16 protein-coding genes are annotated in these 18,295 nt (G+C 74.3%); 11 read left to right on the plus strand and 5 right to left on the minus strand.

The genetic code is table 11. The annotated features are described in order from the left end of the window. Positions 1-10: 10 nt before the first annotated feature. The 4 genes from MLV88_RS21270 (at position 11) to rsmA (ending at position 5,854) form a co-directional block, all read left to right on the plus strand. Positions 11-1,678, plus strand: coding sequence for a DUF4388 domain-containing protein (locus MLV88_RS21270; RefSeq protein ID WP_243338652.1), 1,668 nt, complete (start codon positions 11-13; stop codon positions 1,676-1,678). Positions 1,679-1,784: 106 nt separating this feature from the next. After that, positions 1,785-3,881, plus strand: a complete 2,097-nt coding sequence (locus MLV88_RS21275) for a response regulator (protein ID WP_242356515.1) — start codon at positions 1,785-1,787, stop codon at positions 3,879-3,881. 87 nt (positions 3,882-3,968) lie between these two features. Further along, complete coding sequence (gene tsaD, locus MLV88_RS21280) at positions 3,969-4,970, plus strand: tRNA (adenosine(37)-N6)-threonylcarbamoyltransferase complex transferase subunit TsaD (protein ID WP_242356517.1); 1,002 nt, start codon at positions 3,969-3,971, stop codon at positions 4,968-4,970. After that, positions 4,958-5,854 (plus strand): 16S rRNA (adenine(1518)-N(6)/adenine(1519)-N(6))-dimethyltransferase RsmA, encoded by an 897-nt coding sequence (gene rsmA / locus MLV88_RS21285; RefSeq protein WP_242356519.1) that lies wholly within the window; start codon positions 4,958-4,960, stop codon positions 5,852-5,854. Before tsaD ends, rsmA begins: the two co-directional genes overlap by 13 nt. Before the next feature lie 386 nt (positions 5,855-6,240). Here the strand turns inward: rsmA and MLV88_RS21290 are convergent, their stop codons facing one another. Continuing rightward, positions 6,241-6,507, minus strand: coding sequence for a hypothetical protein (locus tag MLV88_RS21290; RefSeq protein WP_242340656.1), 267 nt, complete (start codon positions 6,505-6,507; stop codon positions 6,241-6,243). A gap of 218 nt (positions 6,508-6,725) precedes the next feature. Here MLV88_RS21290 and MLV88_RS21295 point away from each other — a divergent pair, with 218 nt between their 5' ends. The 5 genes from MLV88_RS21295 (at position 6,726) to MLV88_RS21315 (ending at position 10,808) form a co-directional block, all read left to right on the plus strand. After that, positions 6,726-7,373 carry a deoxynucleoside kinase gene (locus MLV88_RS21295; RefSeq protein WP_242340657.1) on the plus strand — a complete coding sequence of 216 codons (648 nt, stop codon included), beginning with the start codon at positions 6,726-6,728 and terminating at the stop codon, positions 7,371-7,373. Between the two features lie 63 nt (positions 7,374-7,436). Further along, positions 7,437-8,357, plus strand: coding sequence for a 3-methyl-2-oxobutanoate hydroxymethyltransferase (panB, locus tag MLV88_RS21300; RefSeq protein WP_242340658.1), 921 nt, complete (start codon positions 7,437-7,439; stop codon positions 8,355-8,357). Positions 8,358-8,408: 51 nt separating this feature from the next. Then, positions 8,409-9,278 carry a pantoate--beta-alanine ligase gene (gene panC / locus MLV88_RS21305; protein ID WP_242340659.1) on the plus strand — a complete coding sequence of 290 codons (870 nt, stop codon included), beginning with the start codon at positions 8,409-8,411 and terminating at the stop codon, positions 9,276-9,278. Continuing rightward, positions 9,275-9,766, plus strand: coding sequence for an SsrA-binding protein SmpB (gene smpB, locus MLV88_RS21310; RefSeq protein ID WP_242340660.1), 492 nt, complete (start codon positions 9,275-9,277; stop codon positions 9,764-9,766). Before panC ends, smpB begins: the two co-directional genes overlap by 4 nt. Before the next feature lie 136 nt (positions 9,767-9,902). After that, the gene (locus MLV88_RS21315; RefSeq protein WP_242340661.1) at positions 9,903-10,808 is read left to right on the plus strand and encodes an HD domain-containing phosphohydrolase; all 906 of its coding nucleotides are present in this window, start codon (positions 9,903-9,905) and stop codon (positions 10,806-10,808) included. Positions 10,809-10,835: 27 nt separating this feature from the next. On the opposite strand, the gene MLV88_RS21320 is transcribed toward MLV88_RS21315, so the two are convergent. The 3 genes from MLV88_RS21320 to MLV88_RS21330 all read right to left on the minus strand — a co-directional run bounded on the left by MLV88_RS21320 (position 10,836) and on the right by MLV88_RS21330 (position 13,871). Continuing rightward, a complete protein-coding gene (locus tag MLV88_RS21320) occupies positions 10,836-11,174 on the minus strand; it encodes a DUF971 domain-containing protein (RefSeq protein ID WP_242340662.1) in 339 nt (112 codons plus the stop codon). 34 nt (positions 11,175-11,208) lie between these two features. Then, positions 11,209-11,979: an NRDE family protein gene (locus MLV88_RS21325; protein ID WP_242340663.1), complete on the minus strand. Its 771-nt coding sequence runs from the start codon at positions 11,977-11,979 to the stop codon at positions 11,209-11,211. A gap of 104 nt (positions 11,980-12,083) precedes the next feature. Then, on the minus strand, positions 12,084-13,871 hold the full coding sequence (locus MLV88_RS21330) for a phosphoenolpyruvate carboxykinase (GTP) (RefSeq protein ID WP_242340664.1): 1,788 nt from the start codon (positions 13,869-13,871) through the stop codon (positions 12,084-12,086). A 234-nt stretch (positions 13,872-14,105) separates the two neighbouring features. Between MLV88_RS21330 and treZ the strand changes: the two genes are divergently transcribed. Beyond that, a complete protein-coding gene (treZ, locus tag MLV88_RS21335) occupies positions 14,106-15,896 on the plus strand; it encodes a malto-oligosyltrehalose trehalohydrolase (RefSeq protein WP_242372152.1) in 1,791 nt (596 codons plus the stop codon). 154 nt (positions 15,897-16,050) lie between these two features. On the opposite strand, the gene MLV88_RS21340 is transcribed toward treZ, so the two are convergent. Next, entirely contained in the window at positions 16,051-17,616 is a 1,566-nt protein-coding gene (locus MLV88_RS21340) for a 30S ribosomal protein S1 (protein WP_243338654.1), read from the minus strand. A gap of 49 nt (positions 17,617-17,665) precedes the next feature. On the opposite strand from MLV88_RS21340, the gene MLV88_RS21345 reads away from it, so the two are divergent. Continuing rightward, positions 17,666-18,016, plus strand: a complete 351-nt coding sequence (locus MLV88_RS21345; RefSeq protein ID WP_242373274.1) for a hypothetical protein — start codon at positions 17,666-17,668, stop codon at positions 18,014-18,016. Positions 18,017-18,295 lie beyond the last annotated feature (279 nt).

An 18,295-nucleotide genomic window follows, 5' to 3' on the forward strand; every position in this document is an offset into this window, starting at 1 on the left:
TGCCCCGCCCATGAGCTTGCTCGACGCGCCCGGCGATCTCTCGCGGACGCCGCTCGCCGCCGTGCTGGTCGAGGCGCGCGAGCGCCGCGCGAGCGGCGTGCTCGAGATCGCGCACGGAGGCGGCACCTCGCGGCTGTGGTTCCACGACGGGGCGCCGGTGGGCGCCCAGGTGTTCGTCGGCTTCCGGCCGCTCGGGCACATGCTCCTCGCCGCCGGCGTCATCGACATCGACGCGCTGTCGCTCAGCCTGGTGCGCATGGCCGAGACGCGCCGGCCGCACGGCGAGATCCTGGTGGCGATGGGCGCGGCCTCGCGGGAGCAGGTCGAGCACGCGCTCGAGGAGCAGCAGGCGGGGTACGTCGCCCAGCTCGCGGCGCTGCCCGCCGGGCCGTTCGCGTTCGAGGCGAGCGCCGCGGTGCCGGAGTGGACGCGCGCCGGCCTCCTCTCGCCGCTGCGCGTCCTCGCCGACGCGCTCGCGGCGCCGCAGGCGGCGGACCTCGTGAGCGTCACGCTGCGCGCCGCGGAGGCGGGCGCGAAGCTCGCGGACGTCTACGCGGACGCCGAGCCGGAGCTGGCGCGCGGGCTCGCCGCGGCCGAGCGCAGGCTCGTCGCGCGGCTCGCCGCGCCGCTCCCGCTCGACGCCTACCTCGCCGCGTCCGAGGTGCCGCCGGAGCGCGCCCTCGCGCTCCTCGCGGCGCTGCTCCTCCTCGACCTCGCGGCGCCGGCGACGGCGGGGGAGCGGACGGTGCCCACGCTCGTGCTCGAGTCGCCGCCCGGAGCCGACGGCGCGGGGGCCGCGGCCGCCCCGCCGGCGGCGCGAGCCCAGGCCACCGGCGAGCGCCGGAGCGATCCCGCGGAGGCGCGCGCGCGGCGCCAGCGTCTCCTCCAGCGCGGGATGCGGAACCTGGGCGTGGGGCCGTTCGGCGGACGGCCGGCGGGCGCCCCGGCGCAGCCCGCCCCGCCGTCGGGAGCGCTCCCGCCCGGCGTCACGGGTGCGTCGCCGCCGGACGCCGATGGAGCCCTGCGCGAGGCGCTGCGCGCGGCCGCCCCGCGCGCGAGGGAGAAGGATCTCTTCGCGCGGCTGGGGCTCCCGGACGGCGCCGGGAAGGACGAGGTGAAGCGCGCCTTCCTGGACCTCGCGCGGCGGTTCCACCCCGACCGGTTCGCGAGCCCGTCGATGGCGGACCTGGCCGGCACGGTGCGCGAGCTCTTCTCCGCGGTGAACGAGGCGTACGAGGTGCTCTCCCACCCGAAGAAGCGCGCCGAGTACCTCGCGCGGCGGGCCGGGGCGGCGTCGGCGCACGACGAGGCGGCGCGCGCCGACTTCGAGAAGGGCGAGGCGTGCCTGCGCACGCGCGATCTCGCCCGGGCCCGGGCGTTCTACGAGGCGGCGGTCCGCGCCGATCCGAGGCCGGAGTACCAGGCGGCGCTCGCCTTCGCCTGCCTCTCCGACCCGCGCGCCCGGGATCGCGAGCGCGCTCGCGCGCTGCTCGAGGAGGCCACGAAGGACCCGGCCTGCGACCGCGCCTTCTACGTCGCCGGCCTCCTGGCGCGGGACGAGGGCGACGACGCGAGCGCCGAGCGGCTGCTCCGGGCCGCGCTCCGGACGAACCCGCGCCACGTCGACGCGGTGCGCGAGCTGCGCGCGCTCGCGACCCGCCGCGCCGACGGGCGCTGAGCCCGGATCGCACCGGCCGGCCGGGCGGTCGTCGCCTTGACTGACGCGCGAATCCCGGGCGAGATCAGCCGCGGCGGCGCCGGCGCGGCGCCGGAAAGGCGACACCTTGGCGAAGCAGCACCTGCTCCTCGTCGACGGCGATCCCAAGTCACTGCGCGTGATGGAGGTCTCGCTCAAGAAGGCGGGCTTCTCCGTCACGACCGCCGTGAACGGCCGCGACGCGCTCGAGAAGTGCGCCATCTCCCCGCCGGACCTCATCCTCTCGGACACCAAGATGCCCGAGATGGACGGGTTCGAGCTGTGCCGCCGGCTGAAGGAGGACGACCGCCACCGCGGGACGCCGTTCATCTTCCTGACCGGTCAGAAGTCGGTCGAGTTCAAGGTGAAGGGCCTCGAGCTGGGCGTCGAGGACTACCTGACGAAGCCCATCTACATCAAGGAGATCGTCACCCGCGTGAAGATCCTCCTCGAGAAGCGCGAGAAGGAGCGCCTCGAGAAGAAGGATCTCAAGGCGAGCTTCGCGGGGAACCTCTCCGACATGGGCGTCGTGGACCTCGTCCAGACGCTGGAGATGGGCAAGAAGTCGGGCGCGCTGCACGTGCGGAGCAAGCGGGGGGCGCTCGCCATCTGCTACTTCCGCGACGGCCGCATCGTCGACTGCGAGCTCGGCGGGAAGCTCTCCGGCGAGAACGCGTTCTACCGGCTGCTCAACTGGCAGGACGGGGACTTCGCGATCGAGTTCAAGCCCATCGATCGCGAGGAGCGCATCCCGGTGTCGACGCAGGGCCTCCTCATGGAGGGCATGCGCCGCATCGACGAGTGGGGGCGGATCGTCGAGCAGCTCCCCGCTCTCGACAAGGTGTTCGAGATCGACGACGCGCTCCTCGGCGAGCGGCTCGCGGAGATCCCGGACGACGTGAACGCGCTGCTCCGGCTCTTCGACGGCAGGCGGACCCTCGAGCACGTGGTGGAGGAGGCCGACTACGACGATCTCGCCGCCGCGGGCGTGATCTCCAAGCTCTTCTTCGAGGGGATCCTCCGCGAGGTCGCGGCGCCGCCTCCGCCCGCGCCCGAGCCGGCCACTGCGGCGCCCCGGGTCGCTCCCGCGGTCCGCGAGCTCCGCGCCGCGGAGGCCGCTCCTCCCGTCGCGCCGACCGCGGCGGAGCCCGACGGGGTGGACTGGTTCGCGGGTCCGGTCCCCCCGACGCCGCGCCCTGCGCGGCCGGAGCCGGCGGCCGCGGCCGAGCGCGCGGAGGCGGAGCGCTCCACCGAGCCTCACGCCCGTCCGCCCGAGCAGCCCGCCCCCACGCCGCCTCCGGGCGCGTTCCAGCCGGGGAAGTACTCGATGCCGCTGCCGCCGCCGGGCACCCTCCCGCTGCCGCCGTCGCTGGCCACGCCGAGGGCGAGCGCACCGCGGGCCCCGGCGTCACCCCCCACGCCCGCGCCCACCGATCCGCTGCGCGAGGCCGCTCGGAGCTCGCTCCCGCCCCGCCGCCCCCGCGCGCCGCTCGCGCTCGCCGCGGCCGCGGTCGTCGCCGTGGGGGGAGGGGCCTTCCTGGCGCTGCGCGGGGGGAGCACGGGCGCTGGGCCGACCGCGACCGCCGCCCCCACGCCGGCCACGACCCCGCCCCCGCAGACGGTGGCCGCGTCACCGACCCCGACCGCCGCACCGGCCGCGATCCCGACCCCGGCTCCGGCTCCGGCTTCGGCTCCGACCCCCGCCGCGCTCCCATCCTCCGAATCGAGCCCGCCCTCGACGGCTCGCGAGCCCGCCGCCGCGGAGCAGCTCCCGGAGGCGCCGCCGCCGCCCGCGCCGCCCGCTCCCGCAAGCGCCCGCTCCGAGGACGCCGACTACCGGCGGTTCCTCGCGAGCGCCGAGCGCAAGTACGATGCCGGCCGGTTCGTGGACGCGATCGCGGACTACCGGCGCGCGGTCGCGCTGCGGCCGACCGGCCCTGCGAACGTCGGCCTGGCGCGCGCGCTCTACGACGCGAACCGCTCGGCAGAGGCGCTGCACGCGATCGAGGACGCCATCGCGGTCGACGGCCGCTACGCTCCCGCCTGGCTCCTGCTCGGCGAGCTCAAGCAGGCGGAGGGGAAGGTCTCCCAGGCGCGCGCCGCCTACCAGCGATTCCTCCAGCTCTCGCCCAACGGAGAGCAGTCGCGCGCAGTGCGCGAGATCCTCGCGAAGCAGCTCAGGTAGTCCCGGCGCGTTCCGCGGCCGGCGAGCCGTCGAGTGGGGGCGAACCCGCTCGCGCCCGCCGCCCGGCCGGGTTAGGTTCCGGCCGCGATGAAGATCCTCGCCATCGAGACCTCCTGCGACGAGACCGCGGCCGCCGTGGTCGAGGATGGGCGGCGCGCGCTCGCCGACGTGGTCGCCACGCAGATCGAGATCCACCGCCGCTGGGGCGGGGTCGTGCCGGAGCTGGCGAGCCGGAACCACGTCGTCCAGGTGATGCCCGTCGTCGACGAGGCGCTCTCGCGGGCGGGGGTGGGGCCGGACGGGATCGACGCGATCGCGGTCACGAGCGGGCCGGGCCTCGTGGGCGCGCTCCTCGTCGGCGTCCAGGCCGCCAAGGCGCTCGCGCTCGCCTGGCAGAAGCCGCTCGTGCGCGTGAACCACCTCGAGGGCCACCTCGTGGCGGCCTTCCTCTCCGAGACGGCGCCGGCGTTTCCGTACCTCGGCCTCGTGGTGTCGGGCGGCCACACGTCGCTCTACTCCGCGGAGCGCTTCGGAGCGTACCGGCTCCTCGGCCAGACCCGCGACGACGCCGCAGGCGAGGCGTTCGACAAGGGGGCGAAGCTGCTCGGCCTGCCGTACCCCGGCGGCATCGCGATCGACCGGCTCGCCAGGGAAGGCGACGCCCGCGCGATCCGCTTCCCGAAGGCGATCGTGAAGGGCTCGGAGCTCGACTTCAGCTTCTCGGGCCTCAAGACCTCGCTCCTGCACCACGTGAAGAAGCACGGGGTGCCGGAGGGCAGGGGGCTCGCGGACCTGTGCGCGAGCTACCAGGAGGCCATCGTCCGCGCGCTCGTCGAGAAGGCGTTCCGCGCGGCGCGCCGCCTCCAGTTCGACCGGCTCGTCCTCGCCGGCGGCGTCGCCGCGAACAGCCGGCTGCGCGCGGCGGTGTCGGAGAAGGCGGCCGAGTACGAGGGCATGGAGGTGTTCCTGCCCGCCCCCAGGCTCTGCACGGACAACGCGGCGATGATCGCCGTCGCCGGCACGCACGCGTTCCTCCGCGGCGAGCGCGCGGGCTCGGACCTCAACGCGGACCCCGCATGGCGCCTGTGACGAGCGCACCTCCCGCCGCCGCGGCCCGCTACCCGAGCCCCCGCGCGCTCCTCGAGAAGTACGGGCTCCGCGCGAAGAAGAGCTGGGGCCAGAACTTCCTCGGCGACGAGGCGATCCTGGACGACATCGCCCGCCTCGCCGCGCCGCGCGCCGGCGATCGCGTGGTCGAGCTCGGCGCCGGCCTCGGCCACCTCACCGCCCGGCTCCTCGCCCGCGGCGCGGAGGTGATCGCCGTCGAGCGCGACCGGGACATGGCCCGCGTCCTGCGCGGGGAGCTCGGCCAGCGCGTCCGGCTCCTGGAGGCCGACGCCGCGCGGATCGACTACGGGGAGGTCGCGCGGGCCTTCGAGGCGCCGGCCGCGCCCGCGGGCTCCGCTCGGCGCCTCGCGGTCGTCGGCAACCTGCCGTACCACCTCACGAGCCCGATCCTCTTCTCGCTGCTCGACCAGCTCGACCACGTCTCCCGCGCGGTCTTCCTGCTGCAGCGCGAGGTGGCCGAGCGGCTCGCGGCGGCGCCGGGGACCCGCGACTGGGGGCTCGCGTCGGTGCTCCTGCAGCGGGAGGCCGACGTCTCCGTCGAGCGGATCGTCCCGCCGGGCGCGTTCCTGCCGCCGCCCAACGTGGAGAGCGCCGTGCTCTGCGCGCTCTTCCGCCCGCCCGGCGACGCGCTCCGCGTGGCGGATCCGGCCCGCTTCCGCCGGCTCGTGAAGGCCGGCTTCGCCCAGCGCCGGAAGACGCTCGCCAACGCGCTGCGCGCCGGTCGCGTGGTGCCGGACGACGCGCTCGCTCGCGCGCTGGAGGCCGCGGGCATCGACCCCTCCCGCCGCGGCGAGACCCTCACCGTCGCCGAGTGGGCCGCCCTGGACCGCGCTCTGGGGACCTAGACCTCAAATCGGACCGAACACCCGCGAGGCGCACGAGACGGGAGCCGAGACGGCACCCGCAGCGAGGCGCGCCGAGGCGCTCCTTCGACGGGAGCCGCGCCCAGCGGCGCCTGGCAGTGCGCCGCAGGCGCAACGAGCGAGGACGCCCGTCGCAGGCCCGCGCTCGAGATCGAACGCGGCGCGAGGCGCACGAGACGGGAGCCGAGGCGGGCAACCGCAGCGACGCGCGCCGAGGCGTACTGCTTCCGTACGCCGCAGGCGCAAGGAGCGAGGACGCCCGCCGCAGGCCCCGTATCGTGCGCCGTAGCAGTTCACGGGCGCCCACCCGCTATCTCCGCCCGCCCTACCCCTTCAGTCGGGAGGGCGCCCGTGAAACTCGACGGCCGCTAGGGGCCGAACGTCGTGCGCGCGGTGGCGAGGAGCAGGCTCATGCCGCGAGCGCCGTTCTCGCCGAGGTAGTGCTGGAAGGCGACCGGGTCGAGCCGCATGGACTCGACCGTCCTCGCGACGATCGCGTCGTAGCTCGGCGCGTTCGGCTTCTTGAGCTCGAGCGCGATCTTGAGGATGGCGCGATGGAAGGCCGGGTCGACCCGGGCCTCCACCGTCTCCCGCACCGTCACGGACCGCTCCCGCGTCGCGACTCGGCTGGCCATCTCGCGCTGCCTCCCCATCCCTCGTCCGCACTGCAAAAGTGCTGCGACGATACGTGACGTGACATCGCCTGTCAACGGACACCCTGATCCCAGGATCACGGGATCCACGATCATTTTGTCACGGTCTCGGTCGAACGGCGCGCCCCGCGTCCAGTCGCCGCGCTGCCTTGCGACCCCCGCCCCGCCGTGGCAAGCTGCCACGCTTTCGCGCATCCGGAATGGAACGACCCAGGTACATCGCGGTCGAGGGGCCCATCGGCGTCGGCAAGACGACGCTCGCGCAGGTGCTCTCCGAGCGGCTCGGGGCGCGCCTCGTGCTCGAGCACGCCGAGGAGAACCCGTTCCTCGCGAGCTTCTACGGCGACCGGCGCAAGCACGCGTTCCAGGCCCAGCTCTTCTTCCTGCTCTCGCGCTTCCAGCAGCAGCAGGCCCTCTTCCAGCAGGACCTGTTCACCCAGTCCACGATCGCGGACTACCTGTTCGCGAAGGACCGGATCTTCGCCGCGCTCACCCTGTCGCCCGACGAGCTGGCGCTGTACGATCGCGTGTACGAGCTGCTCGGGCCCCGCATCGTGAAGCCCGATCTGGTCGTGTACCTGCAGGCGCGGACCGACGTGCTCGTCTCCCGTGTCCGCAGGCGCGGCCGGGATTTCGAGCGATCCGTCGATTCGTCCTACCTCGAGACGCTCGCCAAGGCGTACGGTGACTTCTTCTTCCACTACGACGAATCGCCGCTCCTCGTCGTCAACACGAGCGACATCGATCTCGAGCAGAACCCGCAGGATCTCGAGGCGCTCCTGGCCGTGATCCGGCGGCACCGCAAGGGAACCCAGCATTACGTGCCCATGGGCACGCCAACGTATTAAGGATAACGAACCTCGCCAATGGGCAGGACCCCGCCACGGGGCCTACACCGGAGGAAGCGAGCCATGTCCAGCCAGACCGCGCCGCGAAAGCGGGTCACCGTCCACGAGCTTCGCAGGATGAAGGACGCCGGCGAGAAGATCGCCGTCGTCACCGCCTACGACGCGACCGCCGCCCGCCTCGCCGACGCCGCCGGCGTCGACGCCGTGCTCGTCGGCGACTCGCTCGGCATGGTGGTGCAGGGCCAGGACTCGACCCTGCCCGTCACGCTCGAGCACATGATCTACCACTCGGCCGCCGTGCGCCGCGGCCTCGCCCGCGGGGCCGGCCGGGCCCACCTCGTCGGCGACCTGCCCTTCGGCAGCTACCAGGCGAGCGCCGACGACGCGGTGAAGGCGGCGGTGCGCCTCGTCGCGGAGGGCGGGGTCGAGGCGGTGAAGCTCGAGGGCGGCGCCGAGTTCGTCGAGGTGATCCGCCGCATCGTCCGCGCCGGCGTGCCGGTGATGGGGCACATCGGGCTCACCCCGCAGTCGGTCCACCGCATGGGCGGCTACGTGGTGCAGGGGAAGGACTCGGAGAAGGCGCAGCAGCTCCTCCGGGACGCGCGCGCGCTCGAGCTCGCGGGCTGCTACGCGGTCGTGCTGGAGTGCATCCCCACCGAGCTGGCGCGCATCATCTCGAGCCAGCTCCGCATCCCGACCATCGGCATCGGCGCAGGCCCGCACTGCGACGGGCAGGTGCTCGTCCTGAACGACCTCCTCGGCATGGACGACGCGTTCACGCCCAAGTTCGTGAAGCGCTTCGGCGAGATCGGGCAGGCGGTCACCGCCGCCCTGGGCGCGTACGTCGGCGAGGTGAAGCGCCGCGCGTTCCCCGACGACGCGCACAGCTTCCACTCCTCGTCGGTGCGGCTCGTCCCGGTCGCGGCGGAGCAGGACGAGGACGACTCCGAGCCCTCCGGCGGCGTCATGGGCGCACCGGTGTAGCCTCCCCGCGCGCCGCGCCCGGCGCCACGAAAGCCAGCCAGCCCTCCCGAGATGAAAGCACCCGAGCTCATCACCGATCCCGCCGTCTGGCAGGCGCGCTGCTCCGCGGCGCGCGACGGCGGCGCCCGCCTCGCGCTCGTCACGACGATGGGGTTCCTCCACGACGGCCACCTCTCGCTCATGCGTGAGGCGCGCGCGCGCGCGGACGCCGGCGGGCGGCGCGGCCTCGTGCTCGCGTCGATCTTCGTGAACCCCACGCAGTTCGGGCCGAACGAGGATCTCTCCCGCTACCCCCGCGATCTCGAGGGGGATCTCGCCAAGTGCGCGTCGGCCGGCGTCGACTGGGTCCTCGCGCCGACCGACCCGAGCGCGATGTTCCCTCCCGATCACCAGACCTGGGTGACGGTCGAGCGCGCGTCGCAGGGGCTGTGCGGCGCCTCGCGGCCGGGCCACTTCCGAGGCGTCGCGACGGTGGTCGCGAAGCTGCTCAACCTGTCCCGGCCGCACGTCGCGCTCTTCGGGGAGAAGGACTTCCAGCAGCTGGCGGTGATCCGCGCGATGACGCACGACCTCGCGATGGGGGTCGAGATCGTGGGGATGCCCATCGTGCGCGAGCCGGACGGGCTCGCCCGCTCCTCGCGGAACGCCTACCTGTCGAGGGAGGAGCGGGAGCGGGCGCTCTCGCTCTCCCGCACCCTGCGCGAGGCGGCGGACGCCGCGCTCCGCGGCGAGCGGGACGCGGCGGCGCTCGTGGCGCGGGCCCGGGCGCGCCTCGACGCCGCGGGCCTCCGCGTGGACTACGTGGAGATCGTCCACCCCGACTCGCTCGCGCCGGTCGCGCGGGCGGAGCGCGGGAGCGTGATGCTGGTCGCGGCCTACGCCGGGGCGACGCGCCTCATCGACAACCTCCGGCTGCCATGAGCGCGAAGGCCACCGGCGGCGCGCGAGGCGCGGAGGGCGAGAAGATCGTCGCGACGAATCGTCGCGCCCGCTTCGACTTCTCCATCGAGGACTCGTGGGAGGCGGGGCTCGTCCTCACCGGCAGCGAGGTGAAGTCGCTCCGGGAGGGGAACGTGAACCTCTCCGACGCCTACGCGCTGCCCAGGGGCGACGAGCTCTTCCTCGTGAACTGCCGGATCGGCGAGTACAAGCAGGCGGCGCACTTCGGCCACGAGCCGCTGCGCGACCGGAAACTCCTCATGAGCCGGGCCGAGCTCGACCGCGTCCGCGGCAAGGTCGAGCAGCGCGGCTACACGCTCGTCCCGCTCAGCCTCTACTTCAAGGGCGGGTGGGCCAAGGTCGAGCTCGGTCTCGCGAAGGGGCGCGCCCACGAGGACCGGCGCCACGCCATCGCGGAGCGCGAGACGAAGCGCGAGATGGACCGCGCGCTCTCCCGCCGACGGCGCTGACGTCGCGCTCCGCCGGGTCCCGGCTCACCGGGCGCTCGCAGGCCCTGCCGCTCCCTCCACCGGGTGGTACCCGCGCCTCTCGTTGGGGCGCGCGCTCCGGGGAGCGGCTCTGCTCTGCTAGCTTGGACCGGGCGACATGTTCGATCGCCTGACGCTCACCCACGACATCGTCGACATTCGCGGCGCGCTCGTCGCGCGGCGCGGGACGGTGATCTCTCCCGAGTCGATCGCGGACGCGGCCCACCGCGCGCCGGCGCTGCCCCGCCGCAGGCTCGCCGAGACCGAGCTCGCGCGGGACGTCGACGCGCCGCTCGGGGCGGCGGAGTACCGGCACCTCTTCCACGGCGACGCGGTGCGCGAGGCCGTGGCGCGCGCCCTGGGCAACGCCCTCTTGCCGGACGTGCTCGTCGAGGAGCTCGTCGCGGCGCGGCGGGAGGCCGCCGCGGTGCACGCGCACGCCTTCGCCGCCGCCGCCGCCGCGGTGCGGATGCTCCTGTCGGCGGTGGGCACGGCGCGCGGCGTCCCCGACCTCGCCGCCGCGGCCCTGCTCCACGATCTCGGCATGCGACACCTCCCGCCGCGGCTCCTCGCGCCGGCCGAGCGGCTCTCGCGAGAGGACGCGCTGCGTGTGGCGGCGCACCCGCTCACGGGGGCGTATCACCTCGCGACCGTGCTCGGCGCTCACCCCGCGGTCGCCGCGGCGCGCAGCCACCACTGGCGCTGCGGGCAGGGCTACCCCGCGCTCGGCGTGGCGCCCTCGCGCTCCATCGAGGTGGTCTCGGTCGCGAGCGCCTTCGCGGCGCTCACCCAGCCGCGCGCCTTCCGCTCCGCCGCCTACAGCGCGCGCGGCGCGGCGGACGTGCTCGTCTCGGAGGCCGCCCTCGGGCACGCCGACACGAACACCGTCCGGCTGCTCGTGCACGCGCTCCGCGGCGGCCGGGGCGACCCGCGCGCGGTGAGGTTCGGGCACGTGCGCGAGGGGCACGCGCCGGAGCACAATCGATACGCACCGGTCGAGGTGCCGGCGCGGGCGTATGTCTGATTGAGCGCCGCTCGGCGACCCTCCGCGTCAGTCCTTCCAGAGCCCCGACGCGCGGCGGAGCGTCTCCCACGAGTAGATGCCGGTGTCGTGGCCGTCCGACCAGCGGATCCGGAGCGCGTAGTTGCCCACCGCCTCGAGGCCGAGCGGGCGGATGTCGGAGGGGATCGTGGTGGGGTCGAGGAGCTTCCGGCCCGTGCCCTCCTCGACGCAGCCTGCGCAGGGGCAGAAGTCGCGGAGCAGGTGGTTCGGGAGCGTCACCTCCGGCCCGCCCCGCCAGAGGATGCGGACGCCGCCGTCGACGAGGTCGATCGCCTCGGGCGGTTCGACGTCCTGCTTCTTGAACGACACGCGATCGAGGAGGCCCATGCGCCGCTCTACATGGCGCGGCGGTGGCGGCGCGTCAAGCCGTCCGCGCCAGCGCCACCGCGAGCGAGGAGCGGTCCTCGAGCGGCCCGAGGCAGGGGCGGGCGTCGGCGGTCCAGAGCTCCGAGGTCGCGAGCTCCCGGGTCAGCCGCAGCACCGTCGAGGAGCGCGTCCCGTACGCGGGGTCCATGTGGATGCAGGTCGCGGCGCCGGAGGCCGCGGCGCCGCGCGGGGGCACGGGGTCGCCCTCCGGGGCGTGGACGGTGAGCACCTCGCGCAGCCGCTCGACGCCGGGGTCGAGCGGCCAGCGCGCCCGCACGAGCGCCGCGCGCGGGCAGCGCCCGTCCCAGGCGTTCTCGGTCACGACGTGCAGGCCGGGGCCGAGCGCCTCGACGCCCGCGCGCTCGCCGTCGTACCACCACAGGAAGGCGGAGCGTGCGTCGGCGACGACGAGGTGGAAGGGGTTCCAGGCGTCCGGCCGGACGGCGCCGAACGCGGCGCGCGCGCCCTCCGCCGACCCGGCCGCGAGGGCGAGGGGCACGAGCTCGCCGCGCGAGCGGCGCGCGAGGTCGGGGTACCAGTCGAGGGGGGCGTGGTAGTTCGTGAGCGCGGCGACGACGCCCGTCCGCGAGAGGCCGATCCAGGTGCCGCCGCCGAGCGCGTCGAGCGGCGCGGCGTAGCGCTCGCCGCCCGGGAGCGCACGGAGCGCCCAGCCTTCCGACGGCCGCCCGAGCCGCTCGTCGCGGTTCGCCGCCACCACCACCGGCCAGCGGCGATCCGTCCCCAGGGCGACTGCGAGGGTGCACATTCGACGACGAGCTTAACGGCCCGAGCAGGGAAGCGCCCGTCGGGAAACGGCGGGGAGGGGGCCCGGCCGCCGAGCGGCCGGGCCCGCTGGGCCGTGTGATCTCGCTACTGCACCTTCCGCGCGGAGCGGACGCGCTCGAGCAGGATCTCGCGCTGGAGCGCGATCGGCCGCGGCAGCGTCTTGCCGAGCTTGTCGAACCACTCCTCCTGCGACTCGAGCTCCTTCTCCCACTCGCCCAGATCGATCCGGGTGGCGGCGGCGACGGCCTCGGGCTTCGCGTCGATGCCGGAGAGGTCGAGGTCGCCCGCCTTCGGCGTGTAGCCGAGCAGGGTCTCCTGCGCGCCCACGCGGCCAGCGGCGCGATCGAGCATCCACTTCAGCACGCGCATGTTGTCGCCGTAGCCCGGCCAGAGGAACTTGCCGTCGGCGCTCTTCCGGAACCAGTTCACCATGTAGACCTTCGGCGGGTTCGGGATGCGCGACTGCATGTCGAGCCAGTGCTGGAAGTACGAGCCGGCGTCGTAGCCGCAGAACGGCAGCATCGCCATCGGATCGCGGCGGACGACGCCGACCGCGCCGGTGGCGGCGGCGGTGGTCTCGGAGCCCATCGTCGCGCCGAGGTAGACGCCGTGCGTCCAGTTGAAGGCCTCGAGGACGAGCGGCACGGTGGTGGAGCGGCGGCCACCGAAGATCAGCGCCGAGATGGGCACGCCCTTGGGATCGTCGACGAAGGGCGAGAGCGCCGGGTTGTTCCGCGCCGGCGCCGTGAAGCGGCTGTTCGGGTGCGCCGCCTTCTCGGTCGAGCCCTTCTTCCAGGGCTGTCCCTTCCAGTCGATGAGCTCGGCGGGCGGCTCGGTGTCCCAGCCCTCCCACCAGATGTCGCCGTCGGCGGTGCGCGCGACGTTCGTGAACAGCGTGTCCTTGCGGACCGAGTCCATCGCGTTCGGGTTCGTCTTGCGGTTCGTGCCCGGCGCGACGCCGAAGTAGCCGTTCTCCGGGTTCACCGCCCAGAGCCGCCCGTCCTCGCCGACGCGCATCCACGCGATGTCGTCACCGACGGTGCGGATCTTCCAGCCCTTGTACGCGGCCGGCGGGATCATCATGGCGAAGTTGGTCTTGCCGCAGGCCGACGGGAACGCGGCGGCGACGTACTGCTTCTCGCCCTGCGGGCTCTCCGCCTCGAGGATGAGCATGTGCTCGGCGAGCCAGCCCTCGTTCTTCGCGAGGTAGCTCGCGATGCGGAGCGCGAGGCACTTCTTGCCGAGGAGGGCGTTGCCGCCGTAGCCCGAGCCGATCGACCAGATCGTGTTGTCCTGCGGGAAGTGGCAGATGAAGCGCCTGTCGGGGTTGCAGTCGGCCACGGAGTGGAGGCCGCGGTTGAACTCGTCCGACTGGCCGAGCCGGTCGAGCGCGACCTTCCCCATGCGCGTCATGATCCCCATGTTCAGCGCGACGTAGACGGAGTCGGTGAGCTCGAACCCGACCTTCGAGAACGGCGACGCCGCCGGGCCCATGATGTACGGGACGACGTACATCGTGCGGCCCTTCATCGAGCCTTCGAACAGCTGGCCGAGCTTGTGGTAGGCCTCCTTCGGCGCCATCCAGTTGTTGGTGGGCCCGGCCTCCTCGCGCGTCGGCGTGCAGATGAACGTGAGGTGCTCGACCCGCGCGACGTCGTTCGGGTTCGAGTGGTGGTAGTAGCAGCCCGGCCACTTCTTCTGGTCCAGCGGGATGAGGACCTTGGCGGCGACGGCTTCCTCCGTGAGGCGCTTCTTCTCGGCCTCGGAGCCGTCGCACCAGTACACGCGGTCGGGCTTGCAGAGCTTCGCCATCTCGTCGACCCAGCCGAGGAGATGAGGGTTCGTCGTGGGGCGATCGGAAGAGGTAGCCATCCCGTGGTTTCCTTTTTGGGGTTGGGTCGGAAAGTGGTCGAGTATCGCCGAGGTCCGAGCTGGGCGGGGGCGGGCCAAGCTAGCGCACGGAGGGAGCTACGTCGACCCCCGCCTTCCGATCCGGGGCTCCATAATCTCGGCCGGACGAGTCGGCGGGTAAATCCCGGATGGCCCGGCCGGATGGGCCGTTTCGCGGGGGTTCCGCGACCCTCTCCTGCCCCGTAGCTTCCCGGAATGACGCGCCATGCGCACGGGCCCACGATCCTGCCGGACGGGCGGGTTCGCTTCGAGGTCTGGGCCCCGAAGATGAGGAGTATCTCGGTCCGCATCGACGGCCTGGAGCACCCGCTGCGCGCCGAGCCGGGCGGCTGGTTCGCCGGGGACCTCGCGGCCGGAGACGGGACGCGCTACGCGCTGGTCCTCGAGGACGGGCGCGTCCGGCCCGATCCCGCCACCCGCCGCCAGCCGGACGGGGTGCACGGCGCGTCGGAGGTGTTCGATCCGCGCCGGCACGCGTGGCAGGACGCAGGCTGGCGGGGGCTCCCGCAGGACGCGCTCGTGCTCTACGAGCTGCACGTCGGGACGTTCACGGCCGAGGGGACGCTCGACGCGGCGGGGGAGCGGCTCGGGGAGCTCCTCGACCTGGGCGTGAGCTGCGTCGAGCTCATGCCCGTCCAGCCTTTCCCGGGAGCCCGGAACTGGGGCTACGACGGCGTCGAGCTCTACGCGGTCCACGAGGCGTACGGCGGCCCCGCGGCGCTGCAGCGCTTCGTCGACCGCGCCCACGGCCTCGGCCTCGCGGTGTGCCTCGACGTCGTCTACAACCACCTCGGTCCCGAGGGGAACTACCTCGCGGAGCTCGGCCCCTACTTCACGAACCGTCATCGAACGCTCTGGGGCGACGCGCTCGACCTCGACGGCGACGGCTCAGGGCCGGTGCGCGGGTTCATGATCGGCGCGGCGGTGCAGTGGATCCGCGACTTCCACGTGGACGCGCTGCGCCTCGACGCGACGCACGCCATCCTGGACGACTCGCCCGTGCACCTCGTCGCGGAGCTCGGCGAGGCGGTCCGGGCGGCCGGCCGCGACGCGGGGCGCGAGGTGCACGTCATCGCGGAGAACGACGAGAACGACCGCGAGGTGCTCGACCCGCCGCCAGGCGGCTGGGGGGCCTCGGCGGTCTGGGCGGACGACCTCCACCACGCGCTCCACGCCCTCGTCACGGGGGAGCGGAAGGGCTTCCTCGGCGACTTCGGCGGCCCAGACGACGTCCGCCGGGCGCTCGCGGAGGGGTTCGTCTACCAGGGCCAGTGGTCCGGCTACCGGAAGCGGCCGCACGGCACCGACGTCGCCGGCCTCGCGCCCGTCCGGTTCGTCACCTGCGTTCAGAATCACGATCAGGTGGGCAACCGGCCTCACGGCGAGCGGATCTCCGCCCTCGTCCCCTTCGACGCCCTCTACCCGCTCTCCACGCTCGTCGTGCTGGGCTCGGGGTTGCCGCTCCTCTTCATGGGCGAGGAGTACGGGGAGGACCGGCCGTTCCCGTACTTCACGAGCCACACGGATCCCGCGCTCGCCGCGGCGGTCTCGGAGGGGCGCAAGAACGAGTTCATCGCCGAAGGAGCCGGGGAGATCCCCGACCCGCAGGCGGAGGAGACCTTCCTGCGCGCGAAGCTCTCGCACCGCCGGGACGGTCGGCACGGCGCGCTCCGCGGGCACTACCAGCGGCTCCTCGCGCTCCGGCGGGCGCACCGCGTCGAGATCGCGCGCGCCTGGCCGCGCGTCGAGCGCGAGGGGACCGCCTACACGCTCCACCGGCCGGGGCTCGTGGTGCGCGCCAACCTCGGACCCGAGCCCGCGGGAGGCCTCGCGCCCTGGGGCGTCGCGATCGAGCAGCCGGGTGCGCCCCGAGCGCAGGGCGGCGAGGGAGGGGAGGGCGAGCTCCGCGCGCAGGCCGCGGCGAGCGGGGATCCTCCGCACGCCTTCGAGACGGAGCCGGGGGAGGGGCTCGCTCCGCGCGGCTGAGAGGACGCCGAGGGGCCCTGCTCGCGCTCCGCGCCCGACCCCGAGCGCGGGCCCGCCTGCGGTCGGCCAGGACCCTCGCGCCCGAAGCGACCGCGCCCGCTCCCCCGGCGAGGCCGGGACGAGCGGGCGCGCAGGGCGGCGGCGAGGAACGCCGCTACTTCTTCTCGAGCTTCTGCCGGAGCAGATCGCCGAGCGTGCCGAAGCCCTTGCCCGACGGGCGGGGGACGGACCTCTGGTACTCGGCCGCCTCGGCGCGCTCCGCGGCATCCTCCGCGCCGGTCTTGGACAGGCGGATGCGGTGCTGCTCGTCGATCGCGAGCACGAGCGCGCGGAAGCCGTCGCCCACCTTGAACGACTTGCGGAGATCGGACCCGCGCGGCGTGCCGCTCTCGCTCGCGGGCACGAGGCCGCGGCCGCCGGCGAAGCGGACGAACACGCCGAAGCTCTCGATCTTGTCGACCGTGACCTCGACCACGTCGCCCGCCTTCGGGGGCGGCGGCGGCGCGGGGCGAGCCGGCCGCTCGCCCGCGGGCGCCGCGACCGGCTCCGGCCTCGGCGCGAGCGACTTCACCGAGAGGCCGATGCGCTCGCCCTTCTTCGGATCCTCGTCGATGCGGAGCACCTGCACCTGCACGGCGTCGCCCGACTTGAGGAGGTCCTGCGGCTTCGAGACGCGATCCCAGGACAGCTCGGAGACGTGGACGAGCCCCTCGACCCCGCCGATGTCCACGAACGCGCCGTAGTCCTGCACGCTCGTGACGACGCCCTCGAAGACGGCCCCCGGGGCGAGCCGCTCGCGCGTGGCGCGCGCCTTCTCGGCGCGCTCCTCCTCGAGGAGGGCCCGGCGGGAGAGCACGCAGTCGCGCGCGTCGGCGCGCTGCACCCTGAACAGGAGCTTCTGGCCGACGAAGGTCGCCGGGTCGCCCACGAAGCGCACGTCGATCTGCGACATCGGGCAGAAGGCGCGGACGCCGTGGACCTCGACCTCGAGGCCGCCCTTGTTCGCCGCCTTGACGAGCCCCTCCACGGGCAGGCCGGTCTGGGCCGCCTCGATGACCGCCTCGCGCGCGTGATCCCGCGTGGCGCGCGCGTGGCCCTTCGAGACGATGACGCCCCGGTCGTCGGCGTGGATCACCACCGCGTCGAGGATGTCGCCCTCGCGCGCGGTGACGTTCCCCTCCGCGTCCTTGAGCTCGGCGACCTCGATCATCGCCTCGGCGACCCCCGAGCCGAGCTCCAGGAACGCCACGTCGTGGCCGAGCTGGATGATCTTGCCCGCGACCTTCTCGCCCACCTGGAAGCGGCGGCGGGGCGCCGCGCCCTCGGAGGCGAGCATGTCCGCGAAGGAGCCCTCGTCCGGCATCGCCAGCTCGGGGGCCGGCGGCGGCTCGGGCGCGGTCGGCGGCGGGCCGGCGCGCTCGGCCCCGGGCGCGCGCGGCTCGCGGGGCCGCTCGCCGCGATCGCGCCGCTCGCCCCCGCGCTGCGGGCGATCGCCGCGCGGCGGTCCGCGGCGCGGGCCGGGGCCGGAGGACGGCGCACCGCGGCCGCCGCCGGACTTCTCCTCGGCCACGCGCTGCCAGAGCGGGCGCGCGTCGCGCTGTGGCGCTGGCGCGAGCCGCTCCTCCTGCGGCGCCTCGATCTTCTCGCCGGGCTGCGGAGGCTTCACGTGGCCCTTGCGGATCACCACCGGGCCAGATTCGGGCTTCTTCTCCTCGGACATGGCGGGCGTCTTATAGCAGAGCCCCCGTGATCCGCGTATGAGTGGCCGGATGCCCGATCGCCGCGTGGCCGTCTTCCTCTCGCACGCCGACCCTGGCGCCCTCCGCCTCGCCGGCTCCTGCGCCCTCGCCGTCGCGTCCATGGGGGATCGGGTGGACGTCTACCTGTTCGGGCAGGCGGTCCCGGCGGTCGTGGCCGCGCACGACGCCGAGCCCGACGAGCCGGGGGCGCTCCTCCACCAGGCGCGTGCTGCGGGCGCGTGCCGCCTCGTCGCCTGCAGCGCGAGCGTGGTCGAGGAGAAGGTGCCGCTCGACGCCGCCGAGCAGGCGCTCGACGCGGTGGTGGGCTGGCCGACCGTCATCGAGTGGAGTCGCGGGGTCGTCGATCGCTTCTTCTTCTAGCCCGTGGGAGGGGGGCGAGCGGGGAACCCCTCAGGTGCCGCGCAGGACCCCGGAAGAGAGCGCCACTCCTGCGCGTTCGTCTCTTTTGCTTCCCCCTCCGGAGTCCCCATGGTCAGCCTGTCGATCGATCCGCCGCCGTCGCGCCCGCCCCGTTCCTCGCGGGGAGGCCTCCTGGCCGTCCTCCTCGGTATCTCCCTCCTCCTCGCGCTCGCGGGCGGATTCTGGCTCGGCCGGGCGACCGCGCCGGGGGGGAGCCTCTCCTCGGTCCCGGCGGTGGCC

This window comes from Anaeromyxobacter soli, assembly GCF_022808855.1.
GTDB classification, from domain to species: Bacteria; Myxococcota; Myxococcia; order Myxococcales; family Anaeromyxobacteraceae; genus Anaeromyxobacter; species Anaeromyxobacter soli.